Source organism: Bradyrhizobium tropiciagri, from assembly GCF_018130505.1.
GTDB classification, from domain to species: Bacteria; Pseudomonadota; Alphaproteobacteria; order Rhizobiales; family Xanthobacteraceae; genus Bradyrhizobium; species Bradyrhizobium tropiciagri_B.
The window spans coordinates 105,843-123,478 of record NZ_JAFCKH010000003.1; the positions used below are offsets into that span (position 1 = coordinate 105,843).

The 17,636-nt window shown below is 65.5% G+C and carries 17 protein-coding genes; 14 read left to right on the plus strand and 3 right to left on the minus strand.

The genetic code is table 11. The annotated features are described in order from the left end of the window. The first annotated feature begins 19 nt into the window (after positions 1-19). Positions 20-895 (plus strand): PhzF family phenazine biosynthesis protein, encoded by an 876-nt coding sequence (locus JQ633_RS08155; RefSeq protein ID WP_211984393.1) that lies wholly within the window; start codon positions 20-22, stop codon positions 893-895. 50 nt (positions 896-945) lie between these two features. Here JQ633_RS08155 and JQ633_RS08160 read toward each other — a convergent pair whose 3' ends face one another. After that, positions 946-1,458 (minus strand): winged helix-turn-helix transcriptional regulator, encoded by a 513-nt coding sequence (locus tag JQ633_RS08160; RefSeq protein WP_211984394.1) that lies wholly within the window; start codon positions 1,456-1,458, stop codon positions 946-948. Positions 1,459-1,655: 197 nt separating this feature from the next. Here JQ633_RS08160 and JQ633_RS08165 point away from each other — a divergent pair, with 197 nt between their 5' ends. From JQ633_RS08165 to JQ633_RS08225, 13 genes are read left to right on the plus strand one after another with little or no spacing between them, the layout of a single operon-like run. Then, positions 1,656-2,294, plus strand: a complete 639-nt coding sequence (locus JQ633_RS08165) for a 2-hydroxychromene-2-carboxylate isomerase (protein WP_211984395.1) — start codon at positions 1,656-1,658, stop codon at positions 2,292-2,294. Between the two features lie 59 nt (positions 2,295-2,353). Further along, positions 2,354-3,904: a class I adenylate-forming enzyme family protein gene (locus JQ633_RS08170; protein WP_349631537.1), complete on the plus strand. Its 1,551-nt coding sequence runs from the start codon at positions 2,354-2,356 to the stop codon at positions 3,902-3,904. Between the two features lie 47 nt (positions 3,905-3,951). Then, complete coding sequence (locus tag JQ633_RS08175) at positions 3,952-4,689, plus strand: SDR family oxidoreductase (protein ID WP_211984398.1); 738 nt, start codon at positions 3,952-3,954, stop codon at positions 4,687-4,689. Between the two features lie 12 nt (positions 4,690-4,701). Beyond that, positions 4,702-5,883, plus strand: a complete 1,182-nt coding sequence (locus JQ633_RS08180; RefSeq protein ID WP_211984400.1) for an acyl-CoA dehydrogenase family protein — start codon at positions 4,702-4,704, stop codon at positions 5,881-5,883. A 25-nt stretch (positions 5,884-5,908) separates the two neighbouring features. Continuing rightward, on the plus strand, positions 5,909-7,039 hold the full coding sequence (locus JQ633_RS08185) for an acyl-CoA dehydrogenase family protein (RefSeq protein ID WP_211984402.1): 1,131 nt from the start codon (positions 5,909-5,911) through the stop codon (positions 7,037-7,039). 16 nt (positions 7,040-7,055) lie between these two features. Beyond that, positions 7,056-8,246 carry an acetyl-CoA C-acyltransferase gene (locus JQ633_RS08190; protein ID WP_211984404.1) on the plus strand — a complete coding sequence of 397 codons (1,191 nt, stop codon included), beginning with the start codon at positions 7,056-7,058 and terminating at the stop codon, positions 8,244-8,246. A gap of 21 nt (positions 8,247-8,267) precedes the next feature. Continuing rightward, a complete protein-coding gene (locus JQ633_RS08195; protein ID WP_211984406.1) occupies positions 8,268-9,278 on the plus strand; it encodes an NAD(P)H-dependent flavin oxidoreductase in 1,011 nt (336 codons plus the stop codon). Positions 9,279-9,289: 11 nt separating this feature from the next. Then, a complete protein-coding gene (locus tag JQ633_RS08200) occupies positions 9,290-10,057 on the plus strand; it encodes an enoyl-CoA hydratase (protein WP_211984407.1) in 768 nt (255 codons plus the stop codon). 47 nt (positions 10,058-10,104) lie between these two features. Continuing rightward, positions 10,105-11,265 carry an iron-containing alcohol dehydrogenase gene (locus JQ633_RS08205; RefSeq protein ID WP_211984408.1) on the plus strand — a complete coding sequence of 387 codons (1,161 nt, stop codon included), beginning with the start codon at positions 10,105-10,107 and terminating at the stop codon, positions 11,263-11,265. A gap of 26 nt (positions 11,266-11,291) precedes the next feature. Beyond that, on the plus strand, positions 11,292-12,098 hold the full coding sequence (locus tag JQ633_RS08210; protein ID WP_211984409.1) for a glutathione S-transferase: 807 nt from the start codon (positions 11,292-11,294) through the stop codon (positions 12,096-12,098). A gap of 27 nt (positions 12,099-12,125) precedes the next feature. Further along, positions 12,126-12,827, plus strand: coding sequence for an SDR family NAD(P)-dependent oxidoreductase (locus tag JQ633_RS08215; protein ID WP_211984410.1), 702 nt, complete (start codon positions 12,126-12,128; stop codon positions 12,825-12,827). A gap of 51 nt (positions 12,828-12,878) precedes the next feature. Then, on the plus strand, positions 12,879-14,078 hold the full coding sequence (locus JQ633_RS08220) for an ABC transporter substrate-binding protein (RefSeq protein WP_433995636.1): 1,200 nt from the start codon (positions 12,879-12,881) through the stop codon (positions 14,076-14,078). A 7-nt stretch (positions 14,079-14,085) separates the two neighbouring features. Beyond that, a complete protein-coding gene (locus tag JQ633_RS08225; RefSeq protein ID WP_211984412.1) occupies positions 14,086-14,805 on the plus strand; it encodes a hypothetical protein in 720 nt (239 codons plus the stop codon). Positions 14,806-14,841: 36 nt separating this feature from the next. Here the strand turns inward: JQ633_RS08225 and JQ633_RS08230 are convergent, their stop codons facing one another. Further along, a complete protein-coding gene (locus tag JQ633_RS08230) occupies positions 14,842-16,392 on the minus strand; it encodes a glucosamine inositolphosphorylceramide transferase family protein (protein ID WP_211984413.1) in 1,551 nt (516 codons plus the stop codon). Positions 16,393-16,407: 15 nt separating this feature from the next. Next, positions 16,408-17,595 carry a glycosyltransferase family 4 protein gene (locus JQ633_RS08235; protein ID WP_211984415.1) on the minus strand — a complete coding sequence of 396 codons (1,188 nt, stop codon included), beginning with the start codon at positions 17,593-17,595 and terminating at the stop codon, positions 16,408-16,410. Positions 17,596-17,636 lie beyond the last annotated feature (41 nt).

Below are 17,636 nucleotides of genomic sequence, written 5' to 3' on the forward strand. Positions count from 1 at the left end.
ATTTGTGCAAGGATACATCATGACGGCAGTTGAACTGGTCAGCGTGTTCACGGTGGACGGGGAGGGTGGCAACCCCTGTCCGATCGTGGTGGATGCGGGGAGCATGAGCGCTTCCGACATGCAGGGCGTCGCGCGCCGCCATGGCCACGAGTCCGGCTTCGTGCTGCCGGCGGAGAGCGATGATTTCGACCTGACGTTCCGCTTCTTCGTTCCGAACCATGAAATGGAAATGTGCGGCCACGCGACCATCGGCGCATTGTGGTTGCTCGCCCGACAGGGAAAACTGACCGGCGACACCATCAGGATCTCGACGCGCAGCGGTCCGGTCACCGGGTACATCAGCCGCGACCGCGGCGGCGGGATTCGTGCCGAGATCACCCAGCCGGCCGGAAAGAGCGTTCCGCTCACCGCACAACAGCGCGATGACGTGCTGCGGGCCCTGGCAGCCGGGCCCGATTCGATCGGCGAGGGAGTGCCGTGCAACGCGGTCACGTCGCGGGTCAAGACGCTGGTCCCGATGCGCTCGCCCGATGCGCTCCATGCGCTTGATCCCGCCGTCGCGGATGTCGAGGCGGTCTGCGGCCGGATCGGATCGAGCGGGCTTTATCCTTTTGCGGTGATCGACCGCGCCGCGCGGCTGTTCGAGGCGCGGCAATTCCCGCGCTCGTCGGGCTATCGCGAGGATGCCGCAACCGGGATTGCCGCTGCGGCGCTGGCATTCGGCCTGCTCGACTACGGTCTGGTCGCTCCCAGCGACGACGAGATTCGAATCCTGCAGGGACGTGCGATGGGACGGCTGTCGGAGATCCGGGTGCGGATCGGTTTCGCCGGCGGCCGTCCGGTCGGCTGCCTGCTCGGTGGCAACGTCGTCTTGATGGCTGCGCCGTTGCGCTGAAGGAACGCGAGCAATAGCCATCCGGCTGCTTGCGTTCGGCTAACGAATATCTAGCCCTGCTCAACGCCCCGCTTGCCTCGCTCCTGTGCCCTCGCATGCACGGGTGAGGATTTTCGCGCGCCGGGGCCCGGATGGACGTGCACCTCCTTCGCGCTCAGCGGCTCGCCGCATTCCGAGCAGACCATCACGGGGTCGAACATCTTCTGGCAGTTCTTGTGCTGGTGCAGCATCGGCCGGCCGCGCGAGTCGACCATGTGGATGTTGCCCCAGTGCACGATCGACATGATGATCGGATAGAGGTCGAGGCCCTTCTGCGTCAGGATGTATTCGTAGCGCTTCGGCGCATCCTGATAGGGAATCTTGCGCAGCACGCCGAACCGCACCAGCTTCTTCAGCCGGTCGGCGAGCAGGTGGCGGGTGATCCCGAGCGAGGCCTGGAAATCGTCGAAGCGGCGGATGCGCAGGAAGCATTCGCGCAGGATCAACAGGCTCCAGCGGTCGCCGATCACGGCCACGGTGCGGGCCAGCGAGCACGGCTCCTCTTCGAGGGCATCCCATTTCATCGGCGTCTCCAGCGGTCTGCGACGACATCGCAAATAAAATTCTAAAACAGAACTAATGTCATTTCAACAGGATGGCTTCGCATGAGCCATTGCATGACAAATATCATATTGACAGTTCTAAAATAGAACTTAATGTCCGGGGCACGATCAAACGCGGTGGCCGGCTGGCCCCGCCATACAAAGGGAAGGGCGTTTCCATGGCTGCTCCGCTCAAGGTCGAATTCCACTTCGATTTTGGCAGTCCCAACGCCTATCTCGCCGAGCTGGCGCTGCCGGAGATCGAGCGCCGCACCGGCGTCAAGTTCGCCTATGTCCCGGTGCTGCTCGGCGGCGTCTACAAGGCGACCGGCAACATGTCGCCGGGCGAGTCGCTGCGCGGGATCAAGAACAAGCCGGAATACAACGCGCTCGAGACCGAGCGCTTCCTGCGGCGCTACAACATCACCAAGTTCGAGCTGAACCCCTTCTTTCCGGTCAACACGTTGATGCTGATGCGCGGTGTGGTCGCCGCCGAGTTCGAGGGGCTGTTCGAGCCCTATTTCCGTGCCGCCTATCACCACATGTGGGTCGAGCCGAAGAAGATGGACGACCCGCAGGTGTTCCGCGAGGCGTTCCTGTCCTCCGGGCTCGATATCGACCGCATCATCGCCCGGGCGCAGCAGGACGAGGTCAAGAAGAAGCTGATCGAGAACACCTCGGATGCCGTGGCGCGCGGCTCGTTCGGCTCGCCGACCTTCTATGTCGGCGACGAGATCTTCTTCGGCAAGGACCGCGTCCGCGAGGTCGAGGAAGAGATCATAGCTCAGCTCGCCGCAGGGCAGCGCAAGACCGCCTGAGCAGGCGGGTCCCCGGAAAGCAAACAGGCCCCAAGGGCCGTCGCAGGGAGGTTTCGGTGGTGGCGTTGACGCAAACGGTGGTGGGAAGTGTAGAGGGCCTGCCGAACCGCATCCACGAGGTGATAGACCGCCATGTCGCGGCGACGCCGGATCATCCGGCGCTGATCGACGACACGATCCGGCTAACCTATCGCGAGCTTGATCGCACGGTCGGCGGCGTCGCCGAGGCGTTGCGCGGGCTCGGCATCCGCGCCGGCGACCGCATGATGATCGTCAGCGAAAATTCAATTCCGCTGGCCTGTCTGCTGCTGGCGGCGAGCCGGCTCGACGCCTGGGCGATCGTGGTCAACCCGCGGCTGTCGCCGCGGGAGATCGATCAGATCAGGGAGCACAGCGGCACCCGCCGCGTGTTCCTCACCGCCGAGGTCTCGCAGGAGGCGGCCGCACACGCCACGCGTTATCAGGCGAGTGTGCAGGATGTCGGCGCGCTCCGCGGCATCGCCGTCACCAATGTGAACGTCGCGACCGTGGCCGAGCCGGTCGAGGCCGATGGCGCCAAGCAGGTCGCGGTTCTCATCTACACGTCGGGCACCACGGGAACGCCGAAGGGCGTGATGCTGACCCACCGCAATCTGTTGTTCAGCGCCCGCGGCACCGCGGCGTTCCGCAACATGGCCGCCGATGACGTGCAGTATTGCGTGCTTCCGATCTCGCACATCGTCGGCATCTCGCTGCTGACGATGACCTTGATGGTCGGCGCCACCGTGCGCCTCGTCGCCAAATACGATCCGGCCGCGCTGGTGAAGGCGATGGCCGAGGAGGGCATCACGATCCTCAACGGCGTGCCCGCGACCTATCAGCGTCTGCTCGAATACCGCCGCAATGCCGGCCTGCCGAAGCTCGAGCGCGGCAAGCTGCGCGTGATCTCGGTCGCCGGCGCGCCGCTCGACCTCGAGCTCAAGTCCCGGGTCGAGCAGGAGCTCGGCCTGCCGCTGCTCAATGGCTATGGCATCACCGAATGCTCGCCCGGAATCTCCGGCGTGCGGCCCGATGCGCCGCGGACCGATCCTGCGGTCGGCACCATCCTGCCGGGTCTGGAGGCGAAGCTCGTCAGCCTTGACGGCAAGCCTGTCGCCAATGGCGAGGTCGGCGAGCTCCACGTGCGCGGCCCGAACGTGATGCGCGGCTACTATCGCGCGCCCGACCTGACCGCGAAGGCGATCGACCCCGACGGCTGGTTCAATACCGGCGACCTCGCCCGGTTCGACAACGACATCCTCTACATCGTCGGGCGAACCAAGGAGATGATCATCCGCTCCGGGTTCAACGTCTATCCGGCCGAGATCGAGGCGGTGCTGAGCACGCACAATGCGGTGGTGCAATGCGCCGTGGTCGGCCGGCAGGTCGAGGGCAATGAGGAGGTCGTGGCCTTCGTGCAGCTGATCAAGGGTGCGACGACCACGGCGGAAGATCTGATGGCCCATGTCGCGCCGCAACTGACCTCGTACAAGCGCCCGTCTGAGATTATCGTCATGGACGCGCTGCCCGCCACGTCGACGGGCAAGCTCCTGAAGCACAAGCTGGCGGAGTCGGTGCGCAGCCCGAGCTGACGCAGCGCCCGCAGGATCATTCACGCAAGACAAGGCCGGAGGCCACCATGCAGAAGAGAAACAGGACGGTTGCCGTGATCGGTGCCGGCGACTTCATCGGCGGCGAGATTGCCAAGAAGTTCGCCTCGGAACGCTTCACGATCTTCGCCGGCCGCCGCAACGGCGACAAGCTGGCGCCGCTGGTCAAGGAAGTCGAAGCTCTCGGTGGGGAGATCCACGCCCGCTCGCTCGACGCGCGCAAGGAGGAGGAGATCACAGCCTTCCTCAACGATGCCGACAAGCACGCGCCGCTGGAGGTCTGCATCTTCAACATCGGCGCCAACGTCAATTTCCCGATTCTGGAGACCACCGAGCGCGTGTTCCGCAAGGTGTGGGAGATGGCCTGCTATTCCGGCTTCCTGGCCGGGCGCGAGGCCGCGCGGCTGATGACGGCGCGCGGCGGCGGCAACATCTTCTTCACCGGCGCCACCGCCTCGCTGCGCGGCGGCAGCGGCTATGCGGCCTTTGCCAGCGCCAAGTTCGGCCTGCGCGCGGTGGCGCAGGCGATGGCGCGCGAGCTCGGTCCAAAGAACATCCATGTCGCTCATCTGATCATCGATGCCGGCGTCGACACCGAATGGGTGCGGCAGCGCCGCGTCGAGGCGCTCGGCCCCAACGCGCTCGACGATCCCGATCTGCTGATGCCGCCCGCCTCGGTTGCGGCGTCCTACTGGCAGCTCTACCAGCAGCCGAAGAGCGCCTGGACGTTCGAGCTGGAGATCCGGCCCTTCGGCGAGAAGTGGTAGGGAGCACGGCAAATGGAGCTCGCGCTATCTCCCGAAGATGCTGATTTCCGCGACGAGGTTCGCTCCTTCATCAAGGACAATTATCCGGCGGAGATGCGCGTTCCCAACCCGGAGACCGACCTCTCCAAGGAGCAGATGCTGCTGTGGCATCGCATCCTGCACAAGAAGGGCTGGATCGCGCCGTTGTGGCCGAAGGAACATGGTGGCCCCGGCTGGTCGATCACCCGCCGTTTCATCTTCGAGCAGGAGACGACGCGCGCCGGCACGATGCCGCCGCTGGCGTTCAGCGTTACCATGGTCGGGCCGGTGATCTACACTTTCGGCAACGAGGCGCAGAAGGCGAAGTTCTTGCCGCGCATCCTCTCGGGCGAGGACTGGTGGTGCCAGGGCTATTCGGAGCCGGGCTCCGGCTCCGACCTCGCCACCGTGCGCACCAAGGCGGTGCGCGACGGCGACCATTACATCGTCAACGGCCACAAGACCTGGACCACGCTGGCGCAGCATGCCGACTGGATCTTCTGCCTGGTCCGCACCGATCCCGCCGCCAAGCCGCAATCCGGCATCTCGTTCCTCCTGATCGACATGAAGTCGCCGGGCGTCACCGTGCGGCCGATCATCACCATCGACGGCTCGCACGAGGTCAACGACGTTTTCCTGGAAAACGTCCGGGTGCCCGCCGAGAACCTGATCGGCGAGGAGAACAAGGGCTGGACCTACGCCAAATTCCTGCTCGGCAATGAGCGCACCAGCATGGCCGGCATCGGCCGCTCGACGCGCTACATCGAGCGGCTCAAAAAGATCGTGAAGGCCGAGATTGCTGAGGATGATCCGGCGCATCTCGAATTCATCCGGGACATCGCCCGCGTCGAGCTCGACGTGCTGGCGCTGGAAGCGACCGAGCTGCGCGTCGTCGCCCAGATGGCGCGCGGCATCGATCCGGGGCCGGCGGCGTCGCTGTTCAAGATCCGCGGCACCGAGATCTTTCAGAACATCACCGAGCTGACCCACCGCGCCATCGGCAATTACGGCCTTGCAATCCGCGAGCATCCGGTCAGCGCCAACCGTTTCATGCCGGGCCCGGACTACGGCCACACGGCGTCCGAGAAATATCTCAACGCGCGAAAACTCTCGATCTACGGCGGATCGAACGAGATCCAGCGCAACATCATCGCGAAAGCGGTGCTTGGACTCTAGCCAACCGCGGCAAGAAGAGGATCGGATGGATATCCAGTTCACGGAAGAGCAGGAATTGTTGCGATCCAGCGTCCAGCGGCTGTTGCGCGACCAGTATGATTTCGACGCGCGCCGCAAGATCGTCGCCAGCGAGGAAGGATTTGGCCGCAAGCAATGGGCCGAGTTCGCCGAGCTCGGCCTGCTCGCGGCGCCGTTCGCCGAGGACGTCGGCGGCCTCGGCGGCGGACCGCTGTCGACCATGATCATCATGCAGGAGTTTGGCCGTCACCTCGTGGTCGAGCCGTTCGTGGAGACCGTCGTCGTTGCCGGCGGCCTGATCGAGCAGGCGGGATCCGAAGAGCAGAAGCAGGGCTTCATTGCCGACATCGTTGCGGGCACCAAACTCTGGGCGCTGGCGTGGACCGAGAAGGGCTCGCGCTTCGACCTCGCGACCGTCACCACGACGGCGAAGCGGGACGGCGAGGACTATCTCCTCAGCGGCGACAAGACGGCCGTGCTGGCCGCGCCCTGGGCGGATTATCTGATCGTCTCGGCGCGGACCTCGGGCCACCGGCACGATCGCGGCGGCGTCAGTCTGTTCGTGGTCGATCGCCGTGCGGCCAATCTCGATCTGCAAAGCTTCAAGACCATCGACGGCCGCAGGGCCGCCGAGATCGGCCTGCGCGGCGTTCGCGGGCAGTTGCTGGGCCGCGAAGGCGAGGGCGTTGCCGCGCTCGAAGCCTGCCGCGACCGCGCGATCGGCGCGCTCTGCGCCGAGACCGTCGGCGCCATTGGCGAGCTGAACGCGGCGACGCTGGACTACTCCAAGACGCGAAAGCAGTTCGGCACCACGATCGGCAGTTTTCAGGTGCTGCAGCACCGGATGGTCGACATGTTCATCGCGCATCAGGAGGCGCTGTCCCTGATGCAGCATCTGTCGCTCAGCCTCAGCAGCAACGATGCCGGCGTCTCGCGGCTGGCATCCGGGGCAAAGTCGAAGATCGGCTATTCCGGCAAATTCGTCGCCGACCAGGCGGTGCAGCTGCACGGCGGCATGGGCATGACCGACGAGCTCAATGTCGGCCATTACTTCAAGCGGATTTCCTCCATCAACATCCAGTTCGGCGATCCCGCCTATCACGTGCTGCGCTATGCGCAGCTCGACGCGGCCGCCTGAGACAGAGAGGCAAGCAATGTCATCACCCGAAGCAGTCATCGTCTCCACCGCGCGCACCGGCGTCGGCAAGGCCTATCGCGGCGCGCTCAACAACACCGAGGGTCCGACGCTGGCCGGCCATGTCATGGCCGAGGCGGTGAAGCGCGCCGGCATCGCGCCCGGCGAGGTCGAGGACGTGGTGATGGGCTGCGCGATGCAGCAGGGCACCATGGTGATGAACGTCGCGCGCAAGGGCGCGATCCGGGCCGGGCTGCCAGTGACGGTCGCCGGCACCACGATCGACCGGCAGTGCGCCTCCGGCCTGCAGGCGATCGCGGTCGCTGCGCGCTCGGTGATGCTTGACGGCGTCGAGATCGCGATCGGCGGCGGCATCGAGTCGATCAGCCTGGTGCAGAACGAGCACATGAACAAGTTCCACGCCGTCGACGACGAACTCATGGCGATGAAGCCGGACATGTACATGTCGATGCTGGAGACCGCGGAGGTCGTCGCGGCGCGCTACGGCATCGGCCGCGACCAGCAGGACGAGTACAGCCTGGAGTGCCAGCGCCGCGTCGGCGCCGCGTTGCAGGGCGGCCGCTTCAACGACGAGATCGTGCCGTTCACGACCAGGATGGCCGTGGTCAACAAGGACACCAGGGAAGTCAGCTATCAGCAGGTCACCTTGTCGAAGGATGAAGGACCGCGCCCCGATACGACCGCCGAGGGCCTCGCCAAGATCAAGCCGGTGTTCGAGGGCAAGACCATCAGCGCCGGCAATGCCAGCCAGCTCTCTGACGGTGCCTCGGCGTGCGTCGTCATGAGCGACCGGATCGCCGCGCAGAAGGGCCTCAAGCCGCTCGGCATCTTCCGCGGCTTCGTCGCGGCCGGCGTCGAGCCGGATGAGATGGGTGTTGGTCCGGTCGCCGCGATCCCGCGGCTGCTCAAGCGGCACAATCTGAAGGTTGACGATATCGACCTCTGGGAGCTGAATGAAGCCTATGCCGTGCAGGTGATCTATTGCCGCGACAAGCTCGGCATCGATCCGGACAAACTGAACGTCAACGGCGGCTCGATCGCGATCGGCCATCCCTATGGCATGACCGGCGCGCGGCTCACCGGTCACCTCCTGATCGAGGGCCGGCGGCGCAAGGCGAAATACGGCGTGGTGACCATGTGCATCGGTGGCGGCATGGGCGCCGCGGGCCTGTTCGAAATCGTCCACTGATCGACAATTTGGGAGCGACACGTGAAGACAGCGATCACTGAACTGTTCGGCATCCAGCATCCTATCATCCAGGGCGGCATGCACTATGTCGGCTTTGCCGAGATGGCGGCGGCGGTGTCCAGCGCCGGCGGCCTCGGCATCATCACCGGGCTCACCCAGAAGACGCCGGAGCTGCTGGCGAAGGAAATCGCGCGCTGCCGCGACATGACCGACAAGCCGTTCGGCGTGAACCTCACCTTCCTGCCGAGCTTCACCGCGCCGCCCTATCCGGAATACATCGCGGCCATTCGAGAGGGCGGCGTCAAGATCGTGGAGACGGCGGGCCGCAGCCCCGAGCAGTACATGCCGGCGCTGAAAGCGGCCGGCATCAAGGTGATCCACAAATGCACCTCGGTGCGGCATTCGCTGAAGGCCGAGAAGATCGGCTGCGACGCGGTCAGCGTCGACGGCTTCGAATGCGGCGGACATCCCGGCGAGGATGACGTTCCCAACATGATCCTGCTGCCGCGCGCCGACGAGGAATTGTCGATCCCGTTCGTCGCCTCCGGCGGCATGGCGGATGCGCGCAGCCTGGTCGCGGCGCTGTCGATGGGCGCGGCCGGCATGAACATGGGCACCCGCTTCATCGCCACCAAGGAAGCGCCGGTCCATCCCAACGTGAAGAAGGCGCTGGTCGAAGCCAACGAGCTCGACACTCGTCTCGTGATGCGAGCACTGCGCAACACCGAACGCGTGCTGAAGAACAAGGGCGTCGACGAGCTGCTCGAGATCGAGCGCGAGAAGGGCGGCAAATTGAGGATCGAGGACATCCACGAGCAGGTCGCCGGCGTCTACCCCAAGGTGATGATCGACGGCGAGATGGATGCCGGTGCCTGGAGCTGCGGCATGGTGGTCGGCCTGATCCATGACGTCCCGACGGTCAAGGAGCTGATCGACCGCATCATGAGCGAGGCCGAAGAAATCATCCGCCGGCGGCTGACCGGCTTCCTCGACGGCGTCGTTGAAACCAAGCCGACCCGCGCGGTCGCCTGACGGAGAGTGCCATGACCGAACACGTCAAGACCGAACTATCGGATGGCATCCTGACGCTGACACTGCAGCGTCCGGAGAAGAAGAACGCGTTGACCGGCGCGATGTACAACGCGATGTCCGACGCGCTCAAGCAGGCCGAGGCGGACGCTTCCGTCCGCGTCATCCTGTTCCAGGGCGATGGCGACAGCTTTACCGCCGGCAACGACCTCGCCGATTTCGCCAGCCAGGCGCGCGGTGAGGGTACGGTCGACAGCCCCGCGCATCGCTTCATCGACACCATCAGCAAGGTCGGCAAGCCGATCGTCGCTGCGGTGCAGGGCAATGCTGTCGGCGTCGGCACCACCATGCTGCTGCACTGCGACCTCGTTTATCTCGCCGAGAATGCGCGGCTGATCACTCCGTTCGTCAATCTCGCGCTGGTTCCGGAGGCCGCATCGAGCTGGCTGCTGCCGCTGCGGATCGGGCACGCGCGCGCCTATGCGATGTTCGCGCTCGGCGAGCCGATGGATGCGACGGGTGCGCTGGCAAGCGGCCTCGCCAACGCGGTGGTGCCGCAGGCCGATCTACGCAAGAAGGCACATGACGCGGCGGTGGCGCTGACCAAGCGTCCTGCCGGCTCGCTCAGCCTGACCAAGCGGCTCATGCGCGAGCATCAGCGGATCGCGGCGCAGATCGCCGAGGAGAGTGTGCTGTTCAAGGAGCGGCTGACGACGCCGGAGGCGCGCGAGGCGTTTGCGGCCTTCGCCGAGCGGCGTCCGCCGGACTTCTCCAAGCTGTAGGCGCGATTGGCTGCGTAGATCACTGAACCATCGAGGGAGCGAAGAGTATGGGCGTCGTCGGCAGTCATCAGTATCCCGCTATGGAATCCGTGATCTACGGCAGGCCGGCGGCCGAGGCGCTGCGCGAGGAGGCCGAACGGCTCGGCGCCAAGCGTGTCTATCTGATCGCCAGCCGGACCTTGAACACCACGACCGACGAGATCGAGAAGATCCGCAAGGCGCTCGGCGATCGTCATGCCGCGACCTTCGACGGCGTGCCGCAGCACACGACGCGGGACGTGGTGACGCTGATCGCGCGGCAGGCCAGTGAGGCGAAGGCCGATCTGGTCGTCGCGATCGGCGGCGGCTCGGTGGTCGATGCCGCGAAGATCGTGCTGATGTGCATGGAGAATGAAATCTTCGAACCCGCCGGGCTCGACGGCTACGAGACCACGCCGGACCGCCGCTTCGGGCCGTTTCGGACGCCTAAAGTGCGGATGATCGCGATCCCCAGCACGCTCTCGGGCGGCGAATACAATTCCGGCGCGCTGGTTACCGACACCAGCCGCAAGCTGAAGCAGATATTCAATCACCCGATGATGATGCCGCGGGCGATCATCCTCGATCCGGCGATGACGAAATACACACCGGAAAAGCTCTGGCTGGGCTCCGGCACGCGGGCGATGGATCACGGCATCGAGGCAATCTGCTCCAGCCGTCCCAACGTGCTGGTCGACGCGGTCTGCCAGCAGGGGCTGCGCTATCTGCATGACGGCCTGCTGCGTACCAAGGCTGATCCCGACGACGAAGCTGCGCGGCTAAGCTGCCAGCTTGGCTCCTGGCTGTCGGCCTTCGGGTTGCAGTCGCGGGTGCCGATGGGCGCGAGCCACGCGATCGGCCATGTGCTCGGCGGCACCTGCGACGTGCCGCACTACTTCTGCACGGCGGTGATGATGCCGAGCGTGCTGAAGTACAACCGCCCCGCCACCGAAGCCGCACAGAGATCGATCGCCGCCGCGCTCGGTGCGCCGGGACGCGACGCCAGCGAGGCCTTCGCCGGCCTCATCGCCGAGCTCGGCCTGCCGCGCCGGCTCGCCGATGTCGGCGTCGCCGAGGATCGGTTCGAGTTGATCGGCAAGAACGCGATGCTGTCGATCTTCACGCGGGCGAATCCGCAGCCGATCCGCGAGCCGGGCGACGTCGTCAAGATCCTCAAGCTTGCCGCCTGAACCGCCGCATCCGGGAGCGATCCACGATGGCCGACCTGCGCATCTTCTCGTACTTGCCGAACCCGCGCGTCTGGAAGGCGACCATCGCCGCCCGGTTCTGCGGCGTCGACGTCGAGGTCCGCGGCGCGTCCGGCAAGGAATTGCGGGACTGGCTGTGGGACTATGATGCCCGGCCGCTGGCCGAAGAGGAGCGCGCATCGCTATCCGCGCTCGCGCGCACCGGGCGGGTCGGGCTGACCGGCGCGCAACTGTTCAAGACCGATGCGTTCATGGCGGCGCAGCCGTTCGGCAACGTGCCCGCGGCGTTCGGGCCCGACGGCAAGGTCGGCATCTTCGAATCGAACAGCATCATGCGGACGGTGGCGCGGCTCGGCGCGGCCAAGCATCCCCTCTACGGCCGTGACGCGTATGAAGCCTCGAGGATCGACAGCTTCCTCGATGTCAGCCTGGTGTTCGCGCGGGACTCGCAGATCTATCTGCTTGCGCTCTCGGGCGGCACGGTCGATGCGGCCATCCACAAACGCGCCGCGGACGCATTCACGATCTATGCCTCAGGGATAGAGCAGGCGCTGTCGCCGCAACGCGATGCGCTGGTGGGCGAAACCATCACGCTCGCCGATATCTGTTTTGCCGCTGAGCTTGCATTGTTCATGAACGAGCATGCGCGGGCCGAGCAACTGCGCGAGCGGGGGCTGGAGAAGATCCTGCACCCCGGCGTGCAGCAGGACTATCCGCTGATGTTCGCCCATTTCGCCGGGCTGGTTGCGCACGAGCATTTCCGGCCGGAGCTCAAGCCCTATGTCGAGAAACTGCTGTCCAAGGCTGCCGCCTGACCACGCCGCAGCACGGAGATCGATCGCATGACCGCACCTGTCTGCCTGATATCCGGCGTCGGCCCCGGCACCGGTTCCGCGCTTGCAAGAAGGTTTGCCGAGGGCGGCTATCGCGTGGCGATGCTGGCGCGGAACGAGGAGCGGCTCGCCGCGCTCGAAAGCGAGCTGCCGGGCGCAAAGGCCTATCGTTGCGATGTCTCCGATGCCGCGCAGATCGAGGCGATGGCGTCCGCCGTGGAGCGCGATCTCGGCAACCCCGCCGTCATCATCCATAATGCCGTCGGCGGCGCGTTCGGTACTTTCCGCGACATCGATCCGCAAATCCTCAATCGCAATTTCCAGGTCAACACGATGGGGCTGCTGTATTTGGCACGGCGATTTACCCCGGCGATGATCGGCGCCGGGAAGGGCGCCATCGTTGCGACCGGCAACACCTCGGCGCTGCGCGGCAAGGCCGGCTTCGCCGGCTTTGCGCCGACCAAGGCGGCGCAGCGGATTCTTGCCGAAGCGATGGCGCGCGACCTGGGTCCGCAAGGCGTGCACGTCGCCTATGTGGTGATCGACGCCGTGATCGATCTGGAGTGGACCCGCAAACGCTGGCCGGAGCGGCCGGACGACTTCTTCATCAAGCCGAAGGCGATCGCGAACGAGGTCTGGCACACCGTGCATCAGGATCGCAGCGCGTGGTCGTTCAACGTCGAGATCAGGCCGTTTGGAGAGAATTGGTAGCCGCTGCACAGCAGCGGCATTTCGTAGAAGAAATCAGGGGAGGAATTCATGATGTTGAAGACGATTGCGCTATCCAGCGCGGTGCTGGCCACGCTGGCCGTAGGTTCTGCCGCGGCCCAAACGCCCGGCGTCTCGGAATCGGAGATCAAGGTCGGCGCGACGTTTCCGTTCAGCGGCCCGGCCTCGCCGCTCAGCAACACCGGCAAGGGCCTGATCGCCTACGTCAACTCGGTCAACGACCGCGGCGGCGTCAATGGCCGCAAGATCAACCTGATCACCTATGATGACGCCTATTCGCCACCAAAGGCCGTCGAGCAGACCAGGAAGCTGATCGAGAGCGACGAGGTGGCGTTCCTGTTCAGCCCGCTCGGCACACCCGGCATCGGTGCGACCATCAAATACGTCACCGCGAAGAAGGTGCCGCATCTCTTCGTCGTCAGCGGCGCGACCAAGTTCACGAACTTCGCCGAGTTCCCGATGACGACCACGGGGCTGCCGAGCTACAACACCGAAGGGAAAATCTACGCCAGGTACATCACGCAGACCGCGCCCGACGCGAAGATCGCGATCCTGTACCAGAACGACGACCTCGGCCGCGATTTCGTGACTGCGTTCAGGGAAACGCTGAAGGCCGATTTCGACAGGAAGGTCGTGACGTCCCCCTATGAGGTCACCGAGCCGACCATCGAATCCCGCGTGGTGCAGTTGAAGTCGTCCGGCGCCCAGGCGTTCCTGATCGCCGGCACGCCGAAATTCGCTGCGCAAGCGATCAAGAAGGCGAGCGAGATCGGCTGGTCGCCGCTCACCATCGTCAACTACGTGTCGAGTTCGGTCTCCGCGACCATTGTGCCGGCCGGCGCGGACAAGGCGGTGGGCGTCGTCGTGGCAACGGTGACCAAGGATCCGAACGACAAGAAGTGGGCCGACGATGCCGGCATGAAGTGGTACCGCGCGCATTTCGAAAAGTATCTGCCGGGCGCCGATATCGGCGACAACAACTATCTGTTCGGAACACAGCAGGGCCAGATCCTGGAGCAGGTGCTGAAGCAGTGCGGCGACGACCTCTCGCGAGAGAACATCGTCAGGCAGGCGCGCAGCATCAAGGGGCTGGTGCTGCCGACGCTGATGCCGGGCATCTCGATCAACACCGGGCCGGACAACAGCATGGCCTATACGCAGCTTCAACTGCAGCGCTGGACCGGAAGCTCCTGGGAGCAGTTCGGCGGCGTGCTGAGCGCCGACCTGAAGTGAGGCGGCCATGAACGCGCTCCTTCGTGAGGTGCTCGATGCCCATGGCGGGCTCGAGCGCTGGCACCGATATTCAAAGGTGGAAGCGACGATCGTCACTGGTGGCGGGTTCTTCGCGCTGAAGGGTCTGCTGCAGGACCGTAGTCCGCGACGGATGACGGTGTGGCTGCACGAGGAGCGCGCGTCGATCACGCCGTTCGGCGCGCCCGACCAGCGGACCATGTTTACGCAGGACCGCGTTGCCATCGAAAAGCTCGATGGCACGCTGGTCGCGGAACGACGCGCGCCGCGGGATTCGTTTGCCGGCCACCAGATGCATACGCCCTGGGATCCCCTGCACCGCGCCTATTTCAACGGCGAAGCCGTCTGGACCTACCTGACGACGCCCTTTGTGCTGGCGATGGACGGTGTCCGGGTCGAGGAGACCGACGCCTGGCGCGAAGGCGACGAGACCTGGCGCGTGCTGCGGGCCTATTTCCCGGGCTGGATCGAAACCCATTGCATGGTCCAGGATTTCTTTTTCGGCGCCGACATGATGCTGCGGCGTCACGACTACAGCGTCAGCATCGCCGGCGGTTTTCCAGCCGCGCAGCTGACGTCGGGCTATATCGAGGCGGACGGCATTCGGCTTCCGAGCGTCCGGCGCGCCTACACACGCGGCCCCGATCGCCGGCCGATCACGGACATGCTGATGGTTTCGATCGATTTCAGCGAGGTCGCGTTCTCATGACGCCGGCCGTCGCGCCGGCGCCACGCGCGCGTGGCGTCAGCGTCGCGCGGCGGGCTTTGCCATTGTGCTGGACCATGCCACATCCGGCGACTGGTGCCGGCTGCGAAATCCACTCAGCAGCGCCGCGGTCTTCGGCTGCACCCGCGATCCGTCGATCACCTCGAGCGCGCCGCAGCGGTTCAGCGTGTGCAGCTTCCGCCCGGTCCACAACGGTCCCGGCTTGATCAAATGGCGCACCGCCTGCCGGTAGGTGGTCGGCGACAGTTCGAGAATTTCCGCGAGCCCGAGCGCCGCGCCATATCCGGTCGAGCAATCCTGCACCGGTCGCCACAGCGAGCCGTTGATGGTGACGAAGTTTCCGGCCGGCCGCGTCGTTGCGCGGTCCATCAGGATCGGGTTGCTCGCATGCGGCAACCACGGGCCGAACAGCTGCTCGGCGTAATAGATCGCCAGCGTGTCGGAGTAGCCGCCGGTGCCGTCGCGCCAGGCGCCGAACATGTAGTGCAGACCGTTGTGCTGCGTGATGGTCACGTCGGCGAGTTCAAGCCCGGACAACAGCGTGGAGTGACGCTCCCATTTGTCTGGAAACCGCACGCATTTGTAGAGCGGAACGTCGCGATGTCCGGTGCTCTCCGGGATCATCCACAGTTCGCCATCGTGCTCGATCAGGAACGGGTAGGACAGGTGCCATGGCTCCTCCAGCACGGGCACCACGCCGCCCACCGGCCCGTTGCCGTCGAACTCGACCGCGGAGATGGTCCCCTTGCCGACCCGGTGGTCGAGGTCCTCGAAGAAGACGAAGGTGCGTCCCTGCCATTGGATCGGAACGGGATCGGCATAGAAGCGGTGTCCGGGATCACCCAGCACTTTCCAGGCCGGTCCGGACAGGTCGCCGGTGCGCCAGACATCCGCGGTCTCGCTGTAGCGCCAGCCGACGTGCCAGTGCGGCGCGTAGCAGCAGAGGCGGTAGATCTCCTTCGCGATCGATACCGCGAGGCCGCGCAGCACATAGGGCGCGGGCTTTTTCGCAGCGCCGGTCGGATAGGCGAGCTGCGGCACCAGCCGCGGAGCGCCCGACAGCAACACCGCCAGCATGGTCAGGGTGCGCGCCATCACGGTGTCGAGCCCGCCGCTCAGGCCGGCCGCGATTTCCGCGGACGGATGACCACGGTCCATGACGGTGCCGTCGGCCTCGTTGACGATCTCGATGACCGGCAGGTCGCCGGCGAGGATGGCCGCGAGCGCCGCGTTTTCACCCGCGACGCCATTGAACCGCGGGCGGAGATAGAGCCTCGCCGAGCACCTCGGATCGCGCGCGGCGCTGGTGAAATCGACCACCACGTCGGGTTGGCCGGCTTGCGTCGGCGACCGTTCCGGAAGCTTGTTCACGCCGTCGGCGCCGCTGTCTTTGCCCTTGCGCAGCACCAGGCGCTCCAGCGCGAACAGCGCCTCGAGGCCGGCCGGGCGCGCATCCGCCGTTGCGGTCCAGGCGATCTGGATCGGAACATCCTGATCGTTGACGCGCAGCGTCTCCCGGCACATCCAGCGCCGGGCATGCTCACGTTCGCAACGAAACTGGATGATCATGTCCGGCCCATCCGTCTAATGTGTGCCCCTTGCAAGGGCGGTGTTGAGAATTTGGACGTATTCCTCGATCATGCTGTCCAGCGAGTAGCGCGACCTCAGGCCCTCGGCGCTTTGCCGCAAGCCGTCGCGCAGAGTTTTGTCCGCCAAAATCCTTGCAACCGCGGCCGGGAATGCAGCCTGATCCGCGGCATCGACAAAGATGGCCGCGGGCTTGCCCTCGAAGGACAGCACCTCGCGCAGCACCGGAAGGTCGTTCACGACGCAGGGAATGCCGGCGCTCGCGGCTTCGACCGCGGCAAGGCCGAAGGTCTCGGCCTGCGAGGGGAACACGAACACGTCGAGACAGGCCAGGAAATCCGCCATGCGGCTCGGTGGGATTTCGCCGATGAAGTGCAGCCGGTCGGAAACGTTCAGCTCGTCCGCCAGCGCTCGCAACCGTGCTTCGTCGGCGCCCTGTCCCGCGAGCGCCAGGTGCCATGACGGCTCGCCGGCGAGCAGGCGGATCGCTGCATCGAGGCGCTTGTGCGGGTGCAGCCGCGCGGCGCAACCGAGCAGCACGCAGTCCGCCGGCAGCTTGAACTGCTGCCGCGTGACGTCCTTGGGCAGGCTGCGCGACTTGTCGTCGAAGCCGTGCGGGACATGCTTCATGCGCGCGCGATAGGAGACGGGATATCGCGCGTATTCGCGCTCCATGTCCTTGGAGTTCAGCGTGATGCATTGGAAGAAGCCGACGCTGCCCATGACGATGTCGGCGGTACGGACCGGCCAGCTCATCGACATCGCCGAAGATACCTGGTTGGCGATCACGGGGGCGCGGCTGACCACCCGCGACACTGCGCCGCCGATGACGTTGCCGAAATGCTGGAAGGTCAGGACAGCGTCGGGCCTCAGGGTGCGGATGTGACCGGCGAGCGTCCACAGCATGCGCAGCAGCGCCGCGGGATTTCCGGGCCGGCTCGCCGCGCAGTAGAACGTATTGGGCGGCTCGTCGAAGGACTCGGATTTGCGGAAGAAGAACAGGTTGGCGACGTCGTAGCCGCGCGCGGTGAGGCCGACGCCGAGCAGCCGCGAGATTTCCTGCGCACCGGCGTTTTCGGCCTGGGTCTGTACCAGGAGGATACGCCTGGGCCTGCTGTCGGCCGGCCGACCGCGTAACGCGGCCGGTGCCTCGCGCAATTCTGTGCCTGGCTTGTAGTGGAGCACGGCTTCCTCACCCGTTGAAGGAGTTGACTCGTCTCCTCCAT